The sequence below is a fragment of the Streptomyces sp. NBC_01454 genome (assembly GCF_036227565.1).
Taxonomy (GTDB): domain Bacteria; phylum Actinomycetota; class Actinomycetes; order Streptomycetales; family Streptomycetaceae; genus Streptomyces.
The window spans coordinates 3,218,246-3,238,437 of sequence record NZ_CP109460.1; the positions used below are offsets into that span (position 1 = coordinate 3,218,246).

General features: G+C 73.5%; 19 protein-coding genes. 11 read left to right on the top strand and 8 right to left on the bottom strand.

What is annotated here, in order from left to right; genetic code table 11:
* Positions 1-113: 113 nt before the first annotated feature.
* The gene (locus tag OIU81_RS13955; RefSeq protein WP_329147598.1) at positions 114-1,196 is read left to right on the top strand and encodes an LAETG motif-containing sortase-dependent surface protein; all 1,083 of its coding nucleotides are present in this window, start codon (positions 114-116) and stop codon (positions 1,194-1,196) included.
* A 51-nt stretch (positions 1,197-1,247) separates the two neighbouring features.
* Here the strand turns inward: OIU81_RS13955 and OIU81_RS13960 are convergent, their stop codons facing one another.
* The 4 genes from OIU81_RS13960 to OIU81_RS13975 all read right to left on the bottom strand — a co-directional run bounded on the left by OIU81_RS13960 (position 1,248) and on the right by OIU81_RS13975 (position 6,957).
* Complete coding sequence (locus OIU81_RS13960; protein ID WP_329147600.1) at positions 1,248-3,119, bottom strand: GMC family oxidoreductase; 1,872 nt, start codon at positions 3,117-3,119, stop codon at positions 1,248-1,250.
* A gap of 72 nt (positions 3,120-3,191) precedes the next feature.
* Complete coding sequence (locus tag OIU81_RS13965) at positions 3,192-4,946, bottom strand: succinic semialdehyde dehydrogenase (RefSeq protein WP_329147602.1); 1,755 nt, start codon at positions 4,944-4,946, stop codon at positions 3,192-3,194.
* Between the two features lie 137 nt (positions 4,947-5,083).
* On the bottom strand, positions 5,084-5,719 hold the full coding sequence (locus OIU81_RS13970) for a hypothetical protein (protein ID WP_329331137.1): 636 nt from the start codon (positions 5,717-5,719) through the stop codon (positions 5,084-5,086).
* On the bottom strand, positions 5,716-6,957 hold the full coding sequence (locus tag OIU81_RS13975) for a serine/threonine-protein kinase (RefSeq protein ID WP_443074885.1): 1,242 nt from the start codon (positions 6,955-6,957) through the stop codon (positions 5,716-5,718). The genes OIU81_RS13970 and OIU81_RS13975 overlap by 4 nt, the downstream gene beginning before the upstream one ends.
* A 109-nt stretch (positions 6,958-7,066) precedes the next feature.
* Between OIU81_RS13975 and OIU81_RS13980 the strand changes: the two genes are divergently transcribed.
* From OIU81_RS13980 to OIU81_RS13995, 4 genes are all read left to right on the top strand, one after another.
* Entirely contained in the window at positions 7,067-7,537 is a 471-nt protein-coding gene (locus OIU81_RS13980) for a hypothetical protein (protein WP_329147606.1), read from the top strand.
* 132 nt (positions 7,538-7,669) lie between these two features.
* Positions 7,670-8,719, top strand: coding sequence for a hypothetical protein (locus OIU81_RS13985; protein ID WP_329147608.1), 1,050 nt, complete (start codon positions 7,670-7,672; stop codon positions 8,717-8,719).
* 192 nt (positions 8,720-8,911) lie between these two features.
* Positions 8,912-9,655, top strand: a complete 744-nt coding sequence (locus OIU81_RS13990; protein ID WP_329147610.1) for a DUF4232 domain-containing protein — start codon at positions 8,912-8,914, stop codon at positions 9,653-9,655.
* A gap of 82 nt (positions 9,656-9,737) precedes the next feature.
* Positions 9,738-9,986: a hypothetical protein gene (locus tag OIU81_RS13995; protein ID WP_329147611.1), complete on the top strand. Its 249-nt coding sequence runs from the start codon at positions 9,738-9,740 to the stop codon at positions 9,984-9,986.
* 90 nt (positions 9,987-10,076) lie between these two features.
* On the opposite strand, the gene OIU81_RS14000 is transcribed toward OIU81_RS13995, so the two are convergent.
* On the bottom strand, positions 10,077-11,327 hold the full coding sequence (locus OIU81_RS14000) for a helix-turn-helix domain-containing protein (protein ID WP_329147612.1): 1,251 nt from the start codon (positions 11,325-11,327) through the stop codon (positions 10,077-10,079).
* 133 nt (positions 11,328-11,460) lie between these two features.
* On the opposite strand from OIU81_RS14000, the gene OIU81_RS14005 reads away from it, so the two are divergent.
* From OIU81_RS14005 to OIU81_RS14015, 3 genes are all read left to right on the top strand, one after another.
* Positions 11,461-11,769 (top strand): hypothetical protein, encoded by a 309-nt coding sequence (locus OIU81_RS14005; RefSeq protein WP_329147614.1) that lies wholly within the window; start codon positions 11,461-11,463, stop codon positions 11,767-11,769.
* A 332-nt stretch (positions 11,770-12,101) separates the two neighbouring features.
* Entirely contained in the window at positions 12,102-12,764 is a 663-nt protein-coding gene (locus OIU81_RS14010) for a response regulator transcription factor (protein ID WP_329147616.1), read from the top strand.
* A 113-nt stretch (positions 12,765-12,877) separates the two neighbouring features.
* Positions 12,878-14,038: a sensor histidine kinase gene (locus OIU81_RS14015; RefSeq protein ID WP_329155137.1), complete on the top strand. Its 1,161-nt coding sequence runs from the start codon at positions 12,878-12,880 to the stop codon at positions 14,036-14,038.
* 167 nt (positions 14,039-14,205) lie between these two features.
* On the opposite strand, the gene OIU81_RS14020 is transcribed toward OIU81_RS14015, so the two are convergent.
* Positions 14,206-14,580: an STAS domain-containing protein gene (locus OIU81_RS14020; protein ID WP_262041265.1), complete on the bottom strand. Its 375-nt coding sequence runs from the start codon at positions 14,578-14,580 to the stop codon at positions 14,206-14,208.
* A gap of 478 nt (positions 14,581-15,058) precedes the next feature.
* On the opposite strand from OIU81_RS14020, the gene OIU81_RS14025 reads away from it, so the two are divergent.
* The gene (locus tag OIU81_RS14025) at positions 15,059-15,760 is read left to right on the top strand and encodes a sigma-70 family RNA polymerase sigma factor (RefSeq protein ID WP_329147619.1); all 702 of its coding nucleotides are present in this window, start codon (positions 15,059-15,061) and stop codon (positions 15,758-15,760) included.
* Positions 15,757-17,088 carry a zf-HC2 domain-containing protein gene (locus tag OIU81_RS14030; RefSeq protein ID WP_329147621.1) on the top strand — a complete coding sequence of 444 codons (1,332 nt, stop codon included), beginning with the start codon at positions 15,757-15,759 and terminating at the stop codon, positions 17,086-17,088. Before OIU81_RS14025 ends, OIU81_RS14030 begins: the two co-directional genes overlap by 4 nt.
* A 166-nt stretch (positions 17,089-17,254) precedes the next feature.
* Here OIU81_RS14030 and purU read toward each other — a convergent pair whose 3' ends face one another.
* Both purU and OIU81_RS14040 read right to left on the bottom strand, forming a co-directional pair.
* Positions 17,255-18,145 carry a formyltetrahydrofolate deformylase gene (gene purU / locus OIU81_RS14035; RefSeq protein ID WP_329147623.1) on the bottom strand — a complete coding sequence of 297 codons (891 nt, stop codon included), beginning with the start codon at positions 18,143-18,145 and terminating at the stop codon, positions 17,255-17,257.
* A 32-nt stretch (positions 18,146-18,177) separates the two neighbouring features.
* Positions 18,178-18,636 (bottom strand): SCO4402 family protein, encoded by a 459-nt coding sequence (locus OIU81_RS14040; RefSeq protein ID WP_329147625.1) that lies wholly within the window; start codon positions 18,634-18,636, stop codon positions 18,178-18,180.
* 171 nt (positions 18,637-18,807) lie between these two features.
* Between OIU81_RS14040 and OIU81_RS14045 the strand changes: the two genes are divergently transcribed.
* The gene (locus OIU81_RS14045; RefSeq protein WP_329147627.1) at positions 18,808-20,157 is read left to right on the top strand and encodes an ABC transporter substrate-binding protein; all 1,350 of its coding nucleotides are present in this window, start codon (positions 18,808-18,810) and stop codon (positions 20,155-20,157) included.
* Positions 20,158-20,192: the final 35 nt, after the last annotated feature.

The following is a 20,192-nucleotide window of genomic DNA, read 5'->3' on the forward strand; positions in this document are numbered from 1 at the left end:
GGCCATGGCTGGTCATGTACCTGCAATCGCACGGCCATACCGCGCCCCACCGCGACGGCCCGCTACCCACTTGTGCCGGCTTTCGGCACGCTGGACCTTGAGAGGTCTTCTCGATGAAGCTTCGCCGTGCCCTGACGGCCGCCGCCGCGACGGCCGTCATAGCGCCCGCCGCCCTGATGGCGGCCCCCGCCGCGTTCGCGACGACCGGTCCCGAGACCGAGTCCAGCGCGAGCGCCGAGCCGACGCCGGGCACCCCCGGTGCCGAGCAGTCCGGCGACACCACCACCCAGCCGGCGACGCCGGGCGCCGGTGACGCGAGCGCGCCGCACGACACCACTGCGGGCGACGACGGCACGACCGGTGAGGTGACCGGGGACGGGACGGCCACCAAGCCGTCCACCCCGGCCACCCCCGGCAACGGCACCAAGACCGGCGGCCCCGCCAAGCCCTCCGCCTCCGCCGAGCCCACCGAGCCGGGCGACGACGGGGACGAGCCCGAGTGCACGGTCGACGACGCCGCGATCAAGGTGACCGTCGCCCATCTGCCCTCCAAGCTCGTCGCGGGCGGCGGCTGGAAGGGCTTCAGCGTGCACCTGTCCAACACCACGGACCGCACGCTCGACGAGGTCTACCCGGTCATCTACGCGGTGCCGACCGAGCACATGGACCACCCCAAGTCCCAGCTCGACCTGGAGTACCAGAACCCGGACACCGGCAAGTGGACCTCGTTCGACGAGTGGACCGACGGCCAGTACTTCGGCTGGTTCCAGCTCGACGGGCACCAGACCGCCGAGCTCAAGATGCGCATCCGCGCCGACAAGGGCGCCACGGCCGGTGACGGCTTCGCGCTGGTCGCGGGCGACTACCAGAACAAGGATGGCTCCTGCGGCTGGGCGAAGGAGCAGTGGTACGACTTCACGATCCTGACCGCCGGCAGCAACCCCGGCGAGATCCCGCCGGCCAAGCCCGGCAAGCCCGGCAACAAGCCCGGTCCGCAGGGTGGCGGGAAGCCGGTCGGCACCGCCAAGCCGAAGGCGGGCATGGACAAGCTGCCGGTGACCGGCAACCTCGCCGAGACCGGTGCGTCCTCCGCGCTGCCCACCCTCGCCCTCGTGGGCGGGGTCGCCATGGTCGTGGGCGCGGGCGCGGTCTTCGCCGTCCGCCGCCGTAAGACGAACGGTGGCGCCGCCGCGTAACGGCAGACGCAGTGCAGTGGGGGCCGCATCCGGAGCGGGTGCGGCCCCTCGTCACGAGCAGGTGCGCGGTGCCGGGTGATCCGAAGGCGTGTCCTGGCCGGCGGACGTGGACTTCTTCGGCGGCACCGGCGGGACGGCCAGGAGCGGCAGGTGCAGGGCGCCGAACGCCTTCGCGGGGACGGCCGGCCGGACCGGCTCGACCGGCGTCAGCCGCCGGTAGCCGCGGCCCTGGGCGGGGCGCGGGTCCGGCTCGCCCTTGTTGGGCCACAGCGACATCGCCCGCTCGGCCTGTGCGGTGATGGTCAGCGACGGGTTGACGCCCAGGTTGGCGGAGACCGCGGCGCCGTCGACGACCGAGATGCCCGGGTGGCCGTAGAGGCGGTGGTAGGGGTCGATCACGCCCTGGCCGGCGTCCGCGCCGATCGGACAGCCGCCCAGGAAGTGCGCGGTCAGCGGGGTCCCCATCAGCTCCCCGACATTGCTGCCCGCGAAGCCGTTGATCTCCTGGGCGAGCAGGGTGGCAGCCTCGGTGGCCGCGGCGATCTGCTCGGGGTTGGGCGCGCCATGGCCCTGCCGCGCGGTGAGCAGGCCCTTGCCCAGGCCGTTCGGCTTGCGGTACGTCGTCAGCGAGTTGTCCAGGGACTGCATGACCAGACCGATGATGGTCCGCTCCGACCAGCGGCGGTTGGACAGCGACCGCAGGGCCAGCAGCGGGTGGCGGGCCACGTTCGCCAGCCAGCCGGCGACCCGTCCGGTGGGGCGGTAGGGCACCTGGAGGATGGTCAGCCCGCCCATCGCGTTGGAGCCCCGGCCGTAACGGACCGGCTCGATATGGGTGTGGGCGTCCGGGTGGATCGACGAGGTGATCGCCACGCCCCGGGTGAAGTCGGCCTTCGCCCCGTGCCGCTTGCGGTAGCGGCGGTTGTCGGTCTGCGCGCCCACCAGGGCCTCGGAGTTGGTGCGGGTCAGCGCGCCGAGCCGGCCGGAGACGTGCGGGAGCAGACCGCTGTCCTTCATCCGGTGCAGCAGGGTCTGCGTGCCGTAGGTGCCGGCCGCGAGGACGACGCGGCGGGCGGTGAACGTACGGCCCGCGCCCTTCTTCTTGTTGTCCGTCGGGAGGGTGCCCGCGGCGAAACCGCCGCGGGAGTCCTCGGTCAGCGAGACGACCGAGGTCATCGGGTGGATGACCGCACCGGCGCGTTCGGCGAGGTGGAGGTAGTTCTCGTTGAGGGTGTTCTTGGCGCCGTGGCGGCAGCCCGTCATGCACTCCCCGCACTCGGTGCAGGCGCTGCGGGCGGGGCCGGCGCCGCCGAAGTACGGGTCCGCCGCCTCCGCCCCCGGCTTCGTCCGCGCGCCGCCGTCCGCGTCCTCGCCGTCCCCGAAGAACACCCCGACCGGCGCCATGTGGAAGGAGTCGCCGACGCCCATGGCCTCGGCCGCCGCCTTCAGATGGACGTCGGAGGGCGTCATCGTCGGGTTGAGCCGCACGCCGAGCATCCGCTGTGCCTGGTCGTAGTACGGCGTCAACTCCTCCTGCCAGTCGGTGATGTCCTTCCACTGCGGGTCGTCGAAGAAGGGCTTCGGCGGTACGTAGAGGGTGTTGGCGTAGTTGAGCGAGCCGCCGCCGACGCCGGCGCCCGCCAGGACCATGACGTTGCCCAGGAGATGGATGCGCTGGATGCCGTAGCAGCCGAGCGCCGGGGCCCACAGGTAATTGCGCAGGTCCCAGGAGTTCTTCGGCAGCGTCTGCCGGGTGAAGCGCCGGCCGGCTTCGAGGACGCCGACGCGGTAGCCCTTCTCGGTCAGCCGCAGGGCGGAGACCGCCCCGCCGAAGCCGGAGCCGATGACGAGCACGTCGTAGTCGTAGCCGTCCGCCCCCGTGCCGTCCGGGTCCTGGGGGCGGGCAGAGTTCTCCTGTGGCACTGGCTCTCCCTGCTGGTTTCCCTGCTGGTTTCTGGCGGAGCGGCGCGGCCGGCCGGCCTGCCACGGGCGGCCTCAGCGCAGGCGGAACGCCTTCATCGCGCGCAGGCTGCGGGTCATCAGCTGTGCGTACTTCTCATCGGTCAGCCCGAAGGACGGAGCGATCGGCATCAGCCGCTGCTGGGCGACGGTCTGGCCCTCGGTGTACTTGAGGATGCCCTCGGAGCCGTGCCGGCGGCCCAGGCCCGAGTCCCCCATGCCGCCCATCGGCGACTGCACGCTGCCGTAGCCGGCGGCGTAGGACTCGTTGACGTTGACCGTGCCGGTGCGCAGCCGGGCGGCGACGGCACGGCCGCGGCGGCCGTCCTTGGTCCAGACGCTGGAATTCAGGCCGTAGGGCGTGGCGTTGGCGAGCGCCACCGCCTCGTCCTCGTCGCGGAAGCGGTAGATCGAGACGACCGGACCGAAGGTCTCCTCGCCGCAGACGGCCATCGGGGCCTGTACGCCGTCGAGGATGGTGGGCTCGTAGAAGAGCGGGCCGATGTCGGGGCGGGGGCGGCCGCCGGCGATCAGCTCGGCGCCCTTGGCGACGGCCTCCTCGACATGGCGGGTGACGGTCTCCAGCTGGCGCTCGCCGACCAGCGAGCCCATATCGGCGCCGTAGGCCAGGGAGTTGCCCAGCCGCATCGCCCTGGTCCGGGCGGCGAACCGCTGGAGGAAGTCGTCGGCGACGGACTCGTGGACGTAGAGCCGCTCGATGGAGATGCACAGCTGGCCGGCGGAGGAGAAGCAGCCGCGGACGGCGCCGGCGGCGGCCTTCTCCACATCGGCGTCCGCCAGCACCAGCATGGCGTTCTTGCCGCCGAGTTCGAGACTGACGCCGACCAGACGGGCGGCGGCGCCCTGGGCGACCTCGCGGCCCGTGCGGGTCGAGCCGGTGAAGGAGACGTAGTCGGCGTGCTCGACGACGGCGGGGCCGACGACCGGGCCCTCGCCGATCACGACCTGCCACAGGTCCTCCGGCAGCCCGGCCTCGATGAGCTGCTCGCGGGCCCACAGCGCGGTCAGCGCGGTCTCCGTGTCGGGCTTCATGACGACGGCGTTGCCCGCGACGAAGGCCGGCAGGGCGTCACCGACGGACAGCTCGAAGGGGTAGTTCCAGGGGGCTATCTGCCCGATGACGCCCCGGGGCTGGCGGAGTTCGGTGACCTTGGTGAGGGTCGGGACGACGCCGGTGTGCCGCTTGGGCCGGAGGTAGGCGGGGGCCTTGCGGCCGTAGTGGCGGGCGGTGACGGCAACCGCCAGCACCTCCTCGTGGGCGTGCAGCCGCGCCTTGCCGGTCTCCAGCTGGATCAGGTCGAGCACCTCGGCCTGGCGGCGGAGCACCAGGTCGTGGAAGCGGAGCAGGACCGCGGCACGCTGCCGGAGGGGGACCTCGGCCCAGCGCTCCTGGGCCGCGCGGGCCCGCTCGAAGGCGGTGGCGACGTCCTCGGGGGTGGACTCGGGCAGGTCGGCCAGCTTCTCCCCGGTGAACGGGGTGTGGTTGGCGGTACGGCCGCCCCCGCTGACCACGCCCCGGGTGAGCCGGGCGGCGATCTCAGGGGTGACCACCTCGGCCGCCGTACGGGCACCGGCCGGCGCGGGGGCGACCGGGTTGCCGTCGGCCCGCGCCGGGGCGGTCGCGGGGGTCGCCGTGCCCGTGGTGGCTCCGACAGTCGTGGTGGCCGCGGGAGCCTCGTCGGGGGCCTCGTCGGAGGCGAGGGGGGCCTCTCCCGCTCGCGCGGAGCCGAGAGCGGAGGCAGCTGTTCCGGTGTCCTGCGAGTCCGTCATGTCGGCGAGGGTATGCCTCCCCGGACGCTTTGTGTACCCGGCAGTAACGAGTTTTCACGGCATGCGCACCATCGCACCATCGCGCCAGTGTCCGCTGGCCGCATGGGCGCTGGTCTGGGGCGACCGCGAGCCCGGGCTCACGCCCCCGGCAGCCGGAAGGCGTCGAGCGCGGTCTCGAGGTGGCGCCGGGCCTCGCCGCGCGCGCCGAGCGGGGCGGAGATCCACACCTCGACCGTCCGGCCGCGCTCGTCCCAGCTGAGGTCACAGGTGTACCGGGGGCCGCCGTCGTGCGCGCCGCCGTCCCGGACGAACTCCCACCGCCCGGCCCGCACTCCGTGGCGGGTGGTCCCGGTGACCCGGCCCCGGCGGTAACCGGGATAGTCGGCGGGACCCTGCGCGTCCGCCGCCCGCAGCGCGCCCAGCGGCCCCTGGGGCAGCTGCTTCCGCAGCCGGACGCCGAGAAGGAAGCGTCCGCCCCGGGAGGCGTAGGAGATCCGGCCGTGCGCGGACGCGCGGGTGAAGCCGGCGGGTACGGCGATCACGAAGCCGGCCGGGTCGCGGACGAGCCGGTAGCCGGCCGGGAGGGTGCCGGTGGGCGCCGACGGCGGGGGTGCGGTGACCGTGCCGGTGGACTGCGCGCCGCCGGCGCCGGTGCTCCGTGCCGGAGCCGGGCCCGCGGTGAGCGAGGAGCGGCCGGGCCGGCCCGTGTGGTCGTCGGTCCCGCCGCGTTGCGTCAGCAGTACGGCGAGGCCCGCGCCCGTACCGCCGATCACCACCGCCGCCAGCGCGACCAGCAGGACGGTGCGGGTACGGCCGGTGTGCGGGCGGGCGGCCGCGGCCAGCGCCCGGTCGTCGAACGCCGCCCGGATCGGGGTGGCCGGGGCGCGGCCGCCCGCCCGGCCGCCGGTCCGTCCGGCGCCGCCCGCGGCCGGGGCGGGACCACGGCCGGGCGGCGCCCCCGCGTCCAACGGGTCCTCGCTGGGCGGGTGTTCACCGGGCCGACCGCCGTCGGACCCGTCGCGCAGGGCGGCATGGGCGTCGGCATCGGCGTCGGCATTGGCGTCGTGCGGGGCCGCCGACCCGCCGGGGCGCCGTCCCCCGGTCCCCCCGCGCCCGCCGCGGCCTCGGCGGCGCGGCCGGCGCCCTGGCCGCGGCCGGACCCGCCCGCACCGCGCTCGGGGGCGCGGCCGGACCGCAGATAGCCGCGCAGCAGCTGCTCCGTCTCGGCGAGGCCCAGCCGGCGCCGCGGATCGCGCTCCAGCAGGCCGTCCACAACGGCGCGTAACGGGCGGGCGGCCTCGGGGAGTTGGATCTCCTCGTGCACGACGGCCCGCAGGACGGCACCCAGCGAGTCGCGGTGGAAGGGGGACGCGCCGCTGAGCGCGGCACACAGCAGCACCCCCAGCGACCAGAGGTCGGCCTCGGGCCCCGTGCCGCCGCCGGCCATCCGCTCCGGCGCGGTGTATTCGGGCGAGCCGACGAAGCCGCCCGCGTCGGTCAGTGTCGTGACGCCGGAGACCTGGGCGACGCCGAAGTCGGTGAGCACGACCCGGCCGGTGCCCGGCTCCATCAGGACGTTGGCGGGCTTGAGGTCGCGGTGCAGCACCCCGCGGGTGTGCGCGGCCCGCAGCGCGCCCAGCAGCGCGAGGCCGATGCGGGCCGCCTCGCGGGGCGCGACCGGTCCCCCGCTCCGCAGCCGGCCGGCCAGCGACGGCCCCTCGACCAGCTCCATCACGATCCACGGCCGGCCGTCCTGCTCGACGACGTCGTGCACCACGATCACATGGGGGTGCTGGATCCGGGCGACGGTCCGCGCCTCGCGCATCGCCCGCGCGCGCTGCACCCGCGCCCCGGGCTCGTCCGCGCCGAAGTGCAGTTCCTTCACGGCGACCCGGCGGCTCAACAGCTCGTCATGGGCGCGCCAGACGGTCCCCATCCCGCCACGGCCCAGCCGGACCTCCAGCCGGTAGCGGCCGCCGATCAGTCTGCCCTCGCCACCGACGATCCCCATGGCCCCATCTTGCCGCACCGCCTCCCGGCCGGCAGGGGTCGCGCCGTACGGACCGGCCATGGCGCGCGCACCCTGCCGCCGGCCCGGCCCGCTGTGATCCACTGCTCCCATGGAGGCAGTTGTGGCAAGTGTGGTGGCCGTCGTCGGCACCCTGCTGGGTTCCGGCATCACCCATTTCTTCCAGAGCCGGGCGACCGACCGCAGCGAGCGGTTCGCCCGCGCGGAGCGGCTGCGGCAGGAGCGGATCGACGCGTACTGCGCCTACGCGGGGGCGCTGCTGGACTACCGGCGGGTCCTCGTCCACCGCTGGTTCGTGGTGCACGAGGACGAGCGCTGCGGCGAGGACACCCCGGAGCTGCGCGAGGAGATCTACAAGAATCGCTATGCGGCCCAAGAGGCCATGTTCCGGGCGCAGATGGTGACCGACGACCCGGAGATACTCGACCGCAGCGAGCAGGTGATGTCGGCGGTGACCGAATTGCACTGGGCGCCGGACCTCGAGGCGCTCACCGCGCTGCGGGCCACCACCCGCCAGGGCATCCGGGAGTACGTCACCGCCTCCTCCCGTCATGTGCGCTGATCATGCGAAACGGGAACCACCCGACACACGGGGTGGAACCTCCACCGGCTCTCCCGCCGTCCTTGACACAGTGAGGCTGTTGTACGGGAAGGGCCGGTGCGACGGCCGCGGGCGGCGGAGCGGGGGTCGGTCATGGTGATGCAGGACGGAGGAACGGTGGACGTCCGTCCGGGCCCCGACCCGGGCCGGGCCGCTCCGGAGCACCACGACGCCTATCTCCTCACCGGCCTGTGTCTGGCCCTCTACGCGGGCGCGCTGCTCGCCTGGACGGTCTGCGGCATCGCCCAAGGTGACGGCAGCGTCTGGGACTTCGTCGAGGGCCTGTTCAATCCCGGTGCCGCCGCCGCGCCCCAGCTGCTCGGTCCGTACGAATGGGCCTTCACCGCCGCGTTCCTGGTGATCGCCGGGCTGGCGCTGGCGCAGCGCCGGCTGGCCCGCTCCGCCGCGCTGCTGTCGGGCTTCCTGCTGCTCGCCGCCTCGCTGCGGGAGGGCGTGGGCCTGTGCCACGCCGCCTACCGCCACCAGTACAGCAACGACCCGCTGGGCAGCTGGGCGCTGGCCACCCGCGGCCTGGGGCTGGTGGTGGCGCTGGTCGTGCTGTGCGTGATGTTCCCGGCGAGCGAGCGCTGGCGCGGTGCCCGCCAGGGCGGCCGGCGCGCGCCGGCCCCGGAGGCCGGCCGGCACCGCTCCTCGGTGATCTGCGGGGTGCTGTTCCTGCTGATGGGGCTGGCCCGGCTCGGCTGGGTGGTGGCCGACCTGACGGCCACCGAGGCGGACGCGCTGCGCTATCTGCACGGCGCGGTCGACGGCTCGGTGCTGGGCACCCTCGACCTGTCGGCGCCCACCGAGTTCGCCACCCTGGGGTCGGTGCTCGTCCTGCTGGTCCTGGGCGTACTGGCGGTCCGCGGCCGGCACGAAGTCCGCGGCGCGCTCCTGGTCTTCGCCGCGATGGAGCTGTATCTGACCGTACGCACCGTGGTGTGGCTGACCGTGACGGACTTCTTCCACCGGTCCGTCGAGACGACCACGGGCGCCCTGTCCATGGCGACGACGGCATACGGCCTGGCCGCCATGACCTCGGTCGTCGTCCTGGCCACCGGGCGCGGGTTCGGACCGTACGGCGGGCTGCGGACGGAGGGCCTGCGGGCGGCGGCGGTGGGACGGAACGGCGGCGGGCTCTAGGAGCACCCGCCGGGCCGCTTCCCAACTGGCCGCCCGCGCCTGCTCCTTCATGTCCTCCACGGCCTCTTTTCGCTGCTCACAGCCGTGTTAGCCGGACGTTAGCGGAGCGGCAGCCCTGCGATAGCCGCCCCGGGCAGAGTGGGTGACGTACCGAGGAAACCACGACACCGACTGCCTCCCGGGGGACCCGAAATGCGCTCCAACACCACTGCCCGCACCGCTCGTCGCCGCACCCTGCGCGTGGCCGCCGCGGCCCTCACCGCAGCCGCCGCCCTCAGCCTGACCGCCTGCTCCGGCTCGGACGCCGCCGGCTCGAAGCCCGCCGGCCAGTCGGGCGCGGGCGCGGCCGCCGCGACGTCCGGCGGCGCGGGCAACTCCGACGCGGCGCCGGGCTCCGACGCCCAGGCGACGCCCGGTGCCAAGGCCGACGCCAAGACGGGCGCCAAGACGGGCGCCGCGGGCAAGCAGTCGGGGAGCGCGTCGGCCGCCAACGGTGGCGGGGCGGGCTCGGGCGGGGAGCGCTGCCACACCTCCGGCCTGAAGGCGGCGTTCGCCACGGGCGGCGACGCCGCACCGGACCCGAACGCGGGCGGCTCGACGACCACCAGCATCGTGCTGACCAACAAGGGCAGCCGCGCCTGCAAGATCGGCGGCTTCCCGGGGGTGGACCTCAAGTCCGAGAACGGCGGCGAGCGCTGGTCGCTGACCCGCTCGTCGGCCAAGCACGGCTCGATCACCCTGCAGCCCGGGGACAGCACCGACTTCACGCTCAACGTCGCCCTGACCAAGGAAGACAAGGGCTTCTATCAGCCCGCCTTCGCGGACGTCACCCCGCCCAACGAGACCACGTCGCTCACCATCGCGTGGCCCTGGGGCACCCTCGTCGACCAGCGCAGCGCCACCCACCCGGCCACCTTCGTCAACCCCATCGGCTGACACCTCGGTACCGCCCTGCACGAGCCAGAACCCTCCGGGCCCGACCAGCTCGGAACGCGAAAGACGAACCAAGGAGAAAACCATGAAGTCGTGGCGTACTCGTATCGGAGTCGGTCTCGCAGTCGGTGCCGCCGCGGTCGCCATCCCGCTGTCCGCCACCAGCGCCTTCGCCGCCCCGCCGCCCGGCGACGGCTGGATTCCCGTGGGCGCCGAGAAGTACCCTTCCAAGGCGGCGTGCGAAGCGGCGGAACTCCCCAACGCCCAGGCGAACGGCTACCACGAGGTCTGGTGCGACGACAGCAAGGAGATCATGCCGATCTTCAACCGCTGACCCGTCTCGAAGGTCCGCCGCCCCGGGGTGTCGCTCGGGGGCGGCGGACTTTTCGCGTTGCGGGGCTGCGCCTCGGCCGCGCCGCCGCGCTCAGTCGTGGGCGCTGAGCGCCTCCACGAGCTGACGCCCCTCCCGGGCTCCCTTGCGCAGCAACACCGATGCCGTGGTGTGCAGCTCGTTCCACGCGTGGGGGCGCCCGATCTCGGATGCGTCGGGGACGCTCGCGAGGGCGGCCGTCAGGGCCTGTTCGGCTTCGCCCGCTGCCGCGTGGGCATGAGCCAGGCAGGCCCGGTACCACGCGCGGTCCCTGCGGTAGGAGACCGGCACCGCGCTGAGGCCGGACGCCAGGTGGCGGGTGGCGCCCTCCCAGTCGCCGAGGTGCATGGCGGCCATGCCGCGCTGAAGCGTGAACCACGTCTCGTCGTAGAAATACATCCACACGGGTTCGTCCTCGGGGCGTTGCGCGGCGCGGCTGATGAGGTGCTGGGCCTCGTCCAGCAGGCGTCGCGCCGCGTCGGAAGCACGGTTGAGCGCATGACCACGCGCTTCCATCTGGGCAGCCATCCCCTGTACGCCCAGCGACGTTCCCGGCGCCGACCACCGAGCCGCCTGCGCGAGCCGTACGCAACGCTGCCCCCGGCCGCCGGACCAGGCCATATGTGCCTTCATGCTGAGCGTCGTGGCGGCCATGTCAGCGTCTCCGGCCTCCAGGGCCCACTCGTGGGAGCGGTCGTACCACGCCAGTGCGGCGGCCGTTTTCCCCTGGTCCTGGGCCATCCACGCGAGGAACTGGGCGTGCTCGGCGGCGAGTCGGACGACCCGCTCCGCCAAGGGGCCGCGTGCGCCCGCATGGAGATTCACGACCGTGCGCAGTTGCTGACCCATCACCTCGACGAGGGGACGGGAGCCGATGTAATCCTCCGCGCTCCTGTGCTCGGCCAGAAGCCGGTCGAGCCAGTCCAGCGTCGCGCCGTCGACACGATGCGCACCGTCCACGGCACTGGTGACGCGTACCAGCAGGTCCTCGTCGGGTGCGAGGCCGGAGAACGCCAGGCCGGGCACCGGCAGCTCCTGGGCTCCCGCCGGGGCCGGTGCGAGACGCCCACGCGGGATACCGAGGCCCTCGATGATGCGCTGGCGCACCTCCATGGACGTGACACGACGTCTGCCGCGCTCGATCTCCGACACATCGGGTTGGGCCAGCCCCACCCGCCCACCCAGCTTCATCTGGCTGACTCCGGCGAGCTGTCGATACGTCCGGAAGAGGGCGCCCCAGTCCTCGTCGGCGACAGCTGCCAGGAGCCGGGGGTGGGACCACAGGCCCGTATCGCATTCGCCCATGTCGCCAATATAGGGCCGCCCTATAGGCAGTTGAGATCGCTATGGGCGGTATTGGGCGCGAGGGTCAGGAGTGACAGCCGCTCCCGGGCCGACGGCCCGCGGGCCGGACCCGCCTGACGAAGAACAGGTCGACATGACGCACGACATTCCCCCCACCCCCCGCCTCCTCCCCTGGACGGCCCCCGGTGGCAAACCCTGCTATCTGCTCAGCGATCGTGACGGCGGGCCCGTTGCGGAGCGGGCCGATCAGGTCGAGGGACTGCAACTCGACATGGGCGACGAGCTGCTGGGGCACGCGGAGGTGCTGCTCGGCGATCCGCGGGCGGGCGCGCGGGAGGTGCGGTATCTGGCGGCGCAGCTCACCACCGCGCTCGGGGACGCGTTACGGGTCGCCCGCAGCCGGGGTGCGCGCCTGGGCGCGAAAGATGCCCCCTCTGCGTGACACCGCCGCAAACGCCCTGGTTGTGCGGGGGAGATCCCCCTCCGAACCGCCCCCGCACAGCCAACGACGGCCGTCGCGTGTGGGGGTCGCGGCGGCCGCCGATGTGAACTGCAACGCGTCCTGGGCTTGTGGCCTCTTCAGTGGTGCAGCATAAGGACCACTCTGCCAACGGGGCCCTCCCCGGGGCATCCTCCCGAGGTCGCGGGCTGACCCCCGCCGCTCGGCGGGGGTACGGGGCCGCCGCAGGGCGGACCCGGGTGGCAGGGACGGAGTCGCGCAGCGCCGGGCGGTTCCGCGGGCTCGGGCGGGTGCGGAGGAGAAAGGGGCGGCCGGTGATCCGTGTCGCTGTGGTGGACGACGAGCGGCTGGTCAGATCCGGACTGCGGATGATCCTGGGGACCGCCCCGGACATCGAGATGGTCGCGGACTGCAGTGGCGCGCAAGCCGTGGAGACCGTGCTGGGATGCGCGGCCGAGGTCGTGCTGCTCGACATCCGGATGCCGGACGTGGACGGGCTGACCGTGCTGCGCCGGCTGCGCGCCGCCCCCGAACCGCCCGCCGTGGCGATGCTGACCACCTTCGACGCCCAGGAGTACCTGAGCGCGGCGCTGCGCGAGGGCGCGGCCGGGTTTCTGCTCAAGGACTCCGACCCCGAGCAACTCGTCCGCGCCGTACGGACGCTGGCGGACGGCGGCAGCGTGCTGGATCCGGGCGTGACGCGGGCGGTGATCGGCGGCTATCTGACCGCCGAGGACCAGAACGCGGCGGCCCGGGCGGTGCGCGGGCTGACGCCGCGCGAGTCGGAGGTGCTCGCCCTGCTCGGCGAGGGGCTGGGCAACGCCCAGATAGCGGACCGGATGGGGCTGGCCCCCAGTACGGTCAAGGACCATGTACGCGCCCTGCTGGGCAAATTGGGCGGCATCAACCGCGTCCAGGCGGCCATCGTCGCCGACCGCGCGGGCCTGGTGACCGGCGATCCGCGGGGGGCGTGGTGAGCGCCGGCGGCGGGCGGACGCGCCGCCGGGGGCCCGCCGGGGCAGCGGCGGCCGCGTGGCGGGCGGCGGCACACGGGGCGCCGGGCCGACGGCTGCGCAGGGTCGCGCCGGTGATGATCCCGGTGCTGCTCGCGGTCGCCGACGCGATGCTGGTCAACGGCGTCGGACCGGGCCTGGAGCTGGGCGTCTCGATCGCCGCCGCGGTGGTGCTGCTGGTGCGCCGGCGTTTCCCCCTGCTGGTCTTCCTGTTCACCCTCCCCGGCCTCTACATCGGCTACATCTGGTTCGCGCCGATGATCGGGCTCTACACCCTGGCCGCCCGCCGGCCCGGCCGGGCGCGGCTGGGCATCTGTGCGGTGCTGCTGATCGCCGCGCACTTCTTCCCGTATCCGATCTCCGACTTCGAACTCACCGACTACCGCGAGAACACCCTGGTGCTGATCGACGCCACCGTCACCTCGGCCGCCCCGATCGCCCTGGGCCTGCTGATGCGCACCCGGCGGGAACTCGCCTCCCGCGTCGAGGACCTGACCCGCAGCCTGCGCCGCGAGGACCGGCTGCTCGCCGACCGGGTCAAGACCACCGAACGCGCCCGGCTCGCCCGGGAGATGCACGATGTGGTGGCCCACCAGGTCAGCCTGATCAGCCTGCAGGCGGGGGCGGTGCAGGTCAGCACGGAGGACCCGGCGGCGCGCGCCGGGGCCCGGACGATCCGGGAGCTGTCCGTGCGGACGCTGGAGGAACTGCGGCACATGGTGGGCGTGCTGCGGGCGGACGGCGGCGGTGCCGGCGAGGCGCAGGACCTCGCGCCGCAGCCCGATCTGGCGGAGCTGCCGCGGCTGATCGAGATGAGCGCGCTGGACGTGACGTACGAGGGCGGCGTGGTGGCCGGTGCGAAGGGCGCGAAAACCGTCGAACGGGCGGCCTTCCGTACGGTCCAGGAGGCGCTCACCAACATCCGCAAGCACGCACCAGGGGCGCGGGTCCGGATACGCGTGGATCCGCTGGCCGCGGTGCGGGCGGACGGCACGGGCGGGTCCGGGCGGGCCGGGGAGAGCCGTGCGGGGCACGGGCTGCGGGTGGAGATCCGCAACGGTCCGCCGGACGCGACGGCGGCCGCCCTCGGGCTGCCCGGCGGCGGACACGGGCTGGTCGGGCTCCGCGAGCGCGCCCAGAGCCTCGGCGGAACGCTGGAGGCACGGCGGACTTCCGACGGCGGCTTCGTCGTGCGGGCGGAGTTGCCGTACGGGCGGGTGGGTACGGAGGCGGGGTGAGTGCCGGGCCGGGGGCGTGCGGGGGCCCGGCCGCGGTGGGCGGAGGCGGCCTCGTCGTGCGGGCGGAGGGGAGCGCGGCCGGCCCCGTCCGCGTCGGGCGGAGGGCCGCGTCGGGTGGAAGCCCGCTTCGAGTGGAGGCCCGCGTCAGTGAGCGGGCGAGCGGGGCGTCAGGCGGAGAGCGGTGCGGCGGCCTCGTCGACGGCGGTGCGCAGGTCCGGGTAGACCTCGAAGAGCCGGCGGACGCCGAGTGCGGCCAGCACCCGGTTGACGTGCGAGCCGTCCACGGCGCCCTGCGCCGGGAGGATCAGCCGCAGCCGCCCCTGACAGGAACGCATCAGCCGGCGGGCGGCGATCAGCACGCCGACGCCGCTGGAATCGCAGAACCTCACCTCGGAGAGGTCGAGCACGAGGGAGCGCCGGCCGTCGGCCACCGCGTCGTGCACATGCTGGCGCACCGCAGGCGACGTGACCAGGTCCATCTCGCCGGAGACCTGCAGTACGGCCCATGGGCCTTGTTCGTCTTCTGCCACCTTCAACGACACGCGCTCGAAGCCTTTCGCTCGCTCTCGTACCGGATGTTCCCCGCGATGTCCGGAACTCACCCTTCCCCGCCTCGACTGCCCGGCCTCTCTCCCCTGAAACACCTGGGAACCCTTGGCGCAACAGGCCGTCCCGCCCAAGGCTATGCCCAGGCACCCCCTGCCTTTCGCCGACATCCGGTCACACACGGATAACACATACCTCTGAGCGGACAAGAACGATCGGCATCGATCCGCTTCGATCGGGCAGTATCGCCACAAAGCGAGGACGGGCGAGGACGGAAGACATCCGGTGGCCGGCTCTTACCATTCCCCGCCCGCACGGGGCGCGGTTTGCCGCAAAGGAGCGTGCGTTGTCGGACCCGCCCATTACATTCGATGGCACGGCGGGCCCTGTGATCGTGCGCACTGGTCCCGGAGCGGGTGCAGGAGTGACGGCTGAGGTGTGAGCCCGGTGGCGGCGGGCAGGGATGAGGACCCGATGGGACACGACGCGTCACCGCGTTGGGACAGGCGCATGCAGCAGCGGCTCGCGCACGGCGAGGCCGCGGCGCTCGGCGAGCTCTACGACCGCTTCGCCTCTCTCGTGCACAGCCTCGCCCACCGCGTCCTGGACGACGAGGACGCCGCCGACCGCGTCACCCGCGAAGTCTTCGCCTCCCTCTGGGAACACCCGGATTCCTACGACCCCAAGCAGGGCACCCTGCGCTCCTGGGTCGCCGCCGTCACCCGCCACCAGGCCGTCCAGCGGCTGCGCCAGACCGAGGCCGCCTCGGCGCGCGACGGCGGGGCCGGGTCCCCTGAGTCCGCCGAGATAGAGCAGAAGATTCACGAGGCCTCCACCGCCGCCCGCGCCGACTACATCGTCACGTCCATGCCCGCACCCCTGCGGGCCGCCCTGGAGCTGGCGTACTTCCAGCGCCGGGACTACCGCCAGACCGCCGCCGACCTGGGCGTCACGGAGGACGAGGCCCGGCGCCGGCTCCGTCTGGGACTGCAACTGCTGTCCACCGCCCACCATCACCAGGCCCTGCCGCCGGCCCACCGCACCGCGCACCCGGCGCACCCCGCCCGCGCCCCGCACGGCCCGCACGCTCCCCGCGGCCCGCGCCCGCCAGGCTCCCCGTTCACCGGCCCGGGGACCTCCGCTCCGCCCGGCCCGGGCCATGGACGGTCCCTGTGAACGGCCCGGACGAGTGGGACGGCCGCGAGCTGCCCAGCAGCCCCGGCGAACGGCCGCGGATACCGTCACCGCGCTCCGCCGCCGAGGACCACGGCCCGCTCCCGGACGCCCCGCCCCCGCCCGTCCCCGAGCCGGAGGGCGCCGAGGACGGCCCCCACCTGCCGGAGGCCGTGGTCGAGCCGCCCGTCGCCCCCGTGATCCTTCCGGCGCCGGCCGGCGACCCGCCGCACCGGGTCCTCAAGTCGCTGCTCGGCGCCTGGGCACTGTCGGCCTGCTCCGCGGAGGAGACGGCCGCCGTCGAGGCCCATCTGACCGACTGCGCCTCCTGCGCGGACGAAGCGCTGCGGCTGCGCGAGGCCGTCGGGCTGCTGCACCCCGCCGACAGCCTCGACCTCGATCCGCTGCTGCGCTCCCGTGTGCTGGAGGGCTGCCTCGGCCGGCGGCCGGCCCGTATCCCGGTACCCGAGTGGGCGACGCCGTACGACGCGGAGACCGCCAAGCTGGACGCGCTGCTGCGGGACATGGGCGAGGCGGAGTGGCGCGCCCCGGTGCGGCTGCGCTGGTTCGAGGGCGAGCGCCCGGTCGAGCGGGAGACCACCGTCGCCGGTGTCATGGGACATCTGATGGCGGTGGACGGCCTGGTCGCCACGGCCCTCGGGCTGACCGACCCGCTCGGCACCGCCGCCCCGCCGGGCACCCCCGACCCCCTCATCCGTACGGAAACGTTCTGGCGGGCGGCGGACGAGGAGCAGAGCCCGCTCGCCACCCACGCCCCGTGGCGCGACCAGAGCAGTGCGCTGATCCGCCAGGTGTCGTTCGCCGGCACCAGGGTCGCCGAACTCGCCGTGCGCTACGGCGACTTCCGGCTCCCGCTGCGCGATTCGTTCCTCGACCGCGCCTTCGAGTGCTGGGTCCATGCCGGCGACATCGCCGAGGCGGTGGACTATCCGTACGAGCCCCCGGCCGCGGCCCACCTCCACCAGCTGGTCGACCTCGCCGCCCGGCTGCTGCCCAGTGCGCTGGCCGGCCGCCGGAGGGCCGGGCTCGCCGCGCCGCCGCAGCGGCTGGTCGAGGCGGGCGCCCCGGGCCGCACCCTCCATCTGGAGGTCGAGGGCAACGGCGGCGGCCACTGGTACATACCGCTGGATTCGCCGGCCGCCCTCGGCACCCCGGAGCACACGGTCGCCCATATCGCCCTGGACAGCGCCGAGTTCTGCCAGCTGGCCGCCGGCCACATCTCCCCCGAGGAGGCCGCGGCGGGCCAGCTCGGCGAACGCGACGCGATCCGGGACGTCCTCTTCGCGACCGCGTCGCTCTCGCGCCTTTAGAGCCGGCCATACCTCTGGAGCTCGCCAGTACCTCTGGAGCCGGCCGGTGCCTCTGGAGCCGGCCAGTAGGGGGCGGTCGAACATGTCCCGTAGGGGGTCTTGGCGCCCCCTCGGGGCCACAACGTGAGCGGTGCGGAGGGTATTCCGTGTCGGGGGAGGGACTCGGTCAGGCGAAGACGACCGTGCGGCTGCCGTTGAGCAGGACCCGGCGCTCGCTGTGCCACTTCACGGCCCGGGCCAGCGCCTGGCACTCGACGTCCCGGCCGATCGCCACGAGCTGGTCCGGGGTGACCTCGTGACCGACCCGCTCGACCTCTTGCTCGATGATCGGGCCCTCGTCGAGGTCCGCGGTGACGTAGTGCGCGGTGGCGCCGATGAGCTTCACACCGCGGGCGTGGGCCTGGTGGTAGGGCTTGGCGCCCTTGAAGCTCGGGAGGAAGGAGTGGTGGATGTTGATGATCCGGCCGGACAGCGCCTTGCACAGATCGTCGGAGAGCACCTGCATGTAGCGGGCGAGGACCACCAGCTCGACCTGCTCGGCCTCGACCAGCTCCAGCAGTCGCGCCTCGGCCTCGGCCTTGGTGTCGCGGGTGACCGGAATGTGATGGAAGGGGATGTCGTACGAGCCGGCCAGCGCGGCGAAGTCCGTGTGGTTGGAGACCACGGCCGCGATCTCGACCGGCAGCGCGCCGATCCGGGAGCGGAAGAGCAGGTCGTTGAGGCAGTGCCCGAAGCGGGACACCATCAGGATGATCCGCATCTTCTCGTCGGCCCGGTGGATCTGCCAGTCCATGCCGAAGGAGTCGCCCACCGCCGCGAAGCTGGCCCGCAGCTTGTCGACGCTCACCGAGGCGTCGGCGCTGAAGTGGACCCGCATGAAGAACAGCCCGGTGTCGTGGTCGCCGAACTGCTGGCTGTCCTCGATGTTGCAGCCGGTGATGAAGAGGTAGCTGGACACGGCGTGCACGATGCCCTGCTTGTCCGGGCAGGACAGGGTGAGGACGTACTGATCGTTCCGACCGTGCGGACCGGGCTGGGTGGGCTGCGACTCGCTCATGACCTCATAGGGTCGCACACCTGCGGAGCAGGTCAGGCCGGGGCGTCCGCCTGACCGGTCATGATGGCCAGCACCTCCAGCGAGCGGGGCGCGGTGTCGGGGTCCTCGCCGTCCGCGGTCGCCAGCTGCACATGGGCCTCCCGGGCCGCGCGGACGGCGTCCGGCCAGCCCTGGTGCTCCATGTACGCCGCGACCGGTGCGTCCGCGCCGACCTGGTGCATGAGGCGCAGCACCCGCAGCACGGCGGCGTCGACGAGCTGGGCCTCCTGGCTGTCGCGGAAGATCGTGCCGACGTACTTCTCGGCGGACCAGTTGTCCAGCCAGGTGTCCTCGACGAGCCGGTAGACGGCGTCGGTGACATCGCCGTAGCCGGGCCGGCCGGTCAGCCAGGTCTCCTGCTGGAAGGCGGGGTCGGAGAGCATGTGCAGCGCGGAGCGCACATTGCTGCGCCAGCGCCACCACGGCATGTCGTTGAGCGGCATGCCGCCCATGGTGCTCGAGCGACGGCCGCGACGGGAAGACTTCTCCGAACCTTGCACAGTATTGGATCGTACGTTCCGGTCAGGTGATCTCAAGCAGCCCCCTGGAGTTCACCTCAGCGTCACCATCCCTTGCCTTATCGTCACTCGCCCGTTCCGGGCAGGACGGAAGGCTGCGGTGTCATGACCGGACGGCGACGCCCCCTCCCCCGCCCCTTCCCCCGCGCGCGCGTGGTCCCGATCGCCTCGGCGGCGGCATGTACGGCGGTCATCGCGTCGCTGCTCGCGGGCTGCGGCGCGCTCCCCGGCTCGGGGGATTCCGGGGAGAAGCCGCCGATCACGGTCATGACCTGGGCGCCCGAGGACACCAAGGCGACCAATATGCCGGGGATGCCGGCCATGGCGCAGGCCTACGCCCGCTGGGTCAACTCCCGCGGCGGCATCAGGGGCCACCATCTGAGGGTGCTGACCTGCAACGAGCGCAATGACTCGGTGTACGCCGCGCAGTGCGCACAGCGCGCGGTGGAAGCGGGCGCGGTCGCCGTCGTCGGCTCGTACAGTCAGTTCGGCCGCTCGTTCATGTCACCGCTGGAGGTCAAGGGCATCCCCTTCATCGGCGGTTACGGCGCCTCGGACGAGGAGTTCGAGAGCCCGCTGTCCTACCCCGTCAACGGGGGCCAGGCCTCCCTGCTCGCCGGGAACGGCCGCCAGCTGGCCGGCGACTGCAAGCGCGTCGCGCTGGTCCGCCCGGACACCATTCAGGGCGACCAGATGCCGTCGCTGCTCAACTCCGGCCTGACGAACGGCCACCGGCACCCGGCCAAGGACATCAAGGCGCCCGAGGACGGCACCGACTACTCGTCGGAGGTGAACCGCGCGCTGGACGGGGTGGACGCCGACCCGGCCGTCCACGGCACGGCCCAGGCCGGCGGCACGGCGGACGGCTCGTGCGTGACCGCCTCGCTCGGCGACCACACCGACACGTTCTTCGACTCGTTCCGGCGGCTCCAGGAGGACAGCCCCCGGGTGCGGGTCGCCTCCGTCCTCGGCAGCGTCGGCCAGTCGCTGATCAACCGTACGGGCGGCACGGCCGGGCCGCTGGAGGGCGCGGACATCACCGGCTGGTACCCGGTCGCCGGGGATCACCGCTGGGACCCGATGCGCAAGGTGATCACCGACTTCGCCTTCGACGACAACCGCATCGACCCGGCCGACCAGGGCGTCCAGACCACCTGGATCGCCTACACCGTGCTGCGCTCGCTCATCGAGCAGCTCGACGACCGGGGCACCGAGGACATCACCTCGCACACCCTGCAGCAGGCGCTGGACCGCGGGGACCGCGCCGTCGACACCGGCGGGCTGACCCCCAAGCTGCGCTGGCGCGACGAGGACATGCTCGCCGTCCAGGACTTCCCGCGCATCGTGAACGGGACGGTGACCTATCAGGTCGTACGGAACGGCGAGTTGGTCGCCGCCCGGAAGGGCTTCGTGAACGTCACCGGCACGCTGGAGCGGCGGCACACCGACAACTGAGCGGGACGGGGTGGGCCGCCGCCCGCCCCCACGGG

Bases quoted from the DNA above. Each gene is read 5' to 3' on its own strand.
- OIU81_RS13985 (WP_329147608.1), top strand. From the start codon at position 7,670: ATGGTGATGCAGGACGGAGGAACGGTGGACGTCCGTCCGGGCCCCGAC.
- OIU81_RS14005 (WP_329147614.1), top strand. From the start codon at position 11,461: ATGACGCACGACATTCCCCCCACCCCCCGCCTCCTCCCCTGGACGGCC.
- purU (WP_329147623.1), bottom strand. From the start codon at position 18,145: ATGAGCGAGTCGCAGCCCACCCAGCCCGGTCCGCACGGTCGGAACGAT.
- OIU81_RS14040 (WP_329147625.1), bottom strand. From the start codon at position 18,636: ATGGGCGGCATGCCGCTCAACGACATGCCGTGGTGGCGCTGGCGCAGC.
- OIU81_RS13955 (WP_329147598.1), top strand. From the start codon at position 114: ATGAAGCTTCGCCGTGCCCTGACGGCCGCCGCCGCGACGGCCGTCATA.
- OIU81_RS14000 (WP_329147612.1), bottom strand. From the start codon at position 11,327: ATGGGCGAATGCGATACGGGCCTGTGGTCCCACCCCCGGCTCCTGGCA.
- OIU81_RS14015 (WP_329155137.1), top strand. From the start codon at position 12,878: ATGATCCCGGTGCTGCTCGCGGTCGCCGACGCGATGCTGGTCAACGGC.
- OIU81_RS13990 (WP_329147610.1), top strand. From the start codon at position 8,912: ATGCGCTCCAACACCACTGCCCGCACCGCTCGTCGCCGCACCCTGCGC.
- OIU81_RS14045 (WP_329147627.1), top strand. From the start codon at position 18,808: ATGACCGGACGGCGACGCCCCCTCCCCCGCCCCTTCCCCCGCGCGCGC.
- OIU81_RS13975 (WP_443074885.1), bottom strand. From the start codon at position 6,957: ATGGGGATCGTCGGTGGCGAGGGCAGACTGATCGGCGGCCGCTACCGG.
- OIU81_RS13965 (WP_329147602.1), bottom strand. From the start codon at position 4,946: ATGACGGACTCGCAGGACACCGGAACAGCTGCCTCCGCTCTCGGCTCC.
- OIU81_RS13995 (WP_329147611.1), top strand. From the start codon at position 9,738: ATGAAGTCGTGGCGTACTCGTATCGGAGTCGGTCTCGCAGTCGGTGCC.
- OIU81_RS13980 (WP_329147606.1), top strand. From the start codon at position 7,067: ATGGAGGCAGTTGTGGCAAGTGTGGTGGCCGTCGTCGGCACCCTGCTG.
- OIU81_RS14025 (WP_329147619.1), top strand. From the start codon at position 15,059: ATGGGACACGACGCGTCACCGCGTTGGGACAGGCGCATGCAGCAGCGG.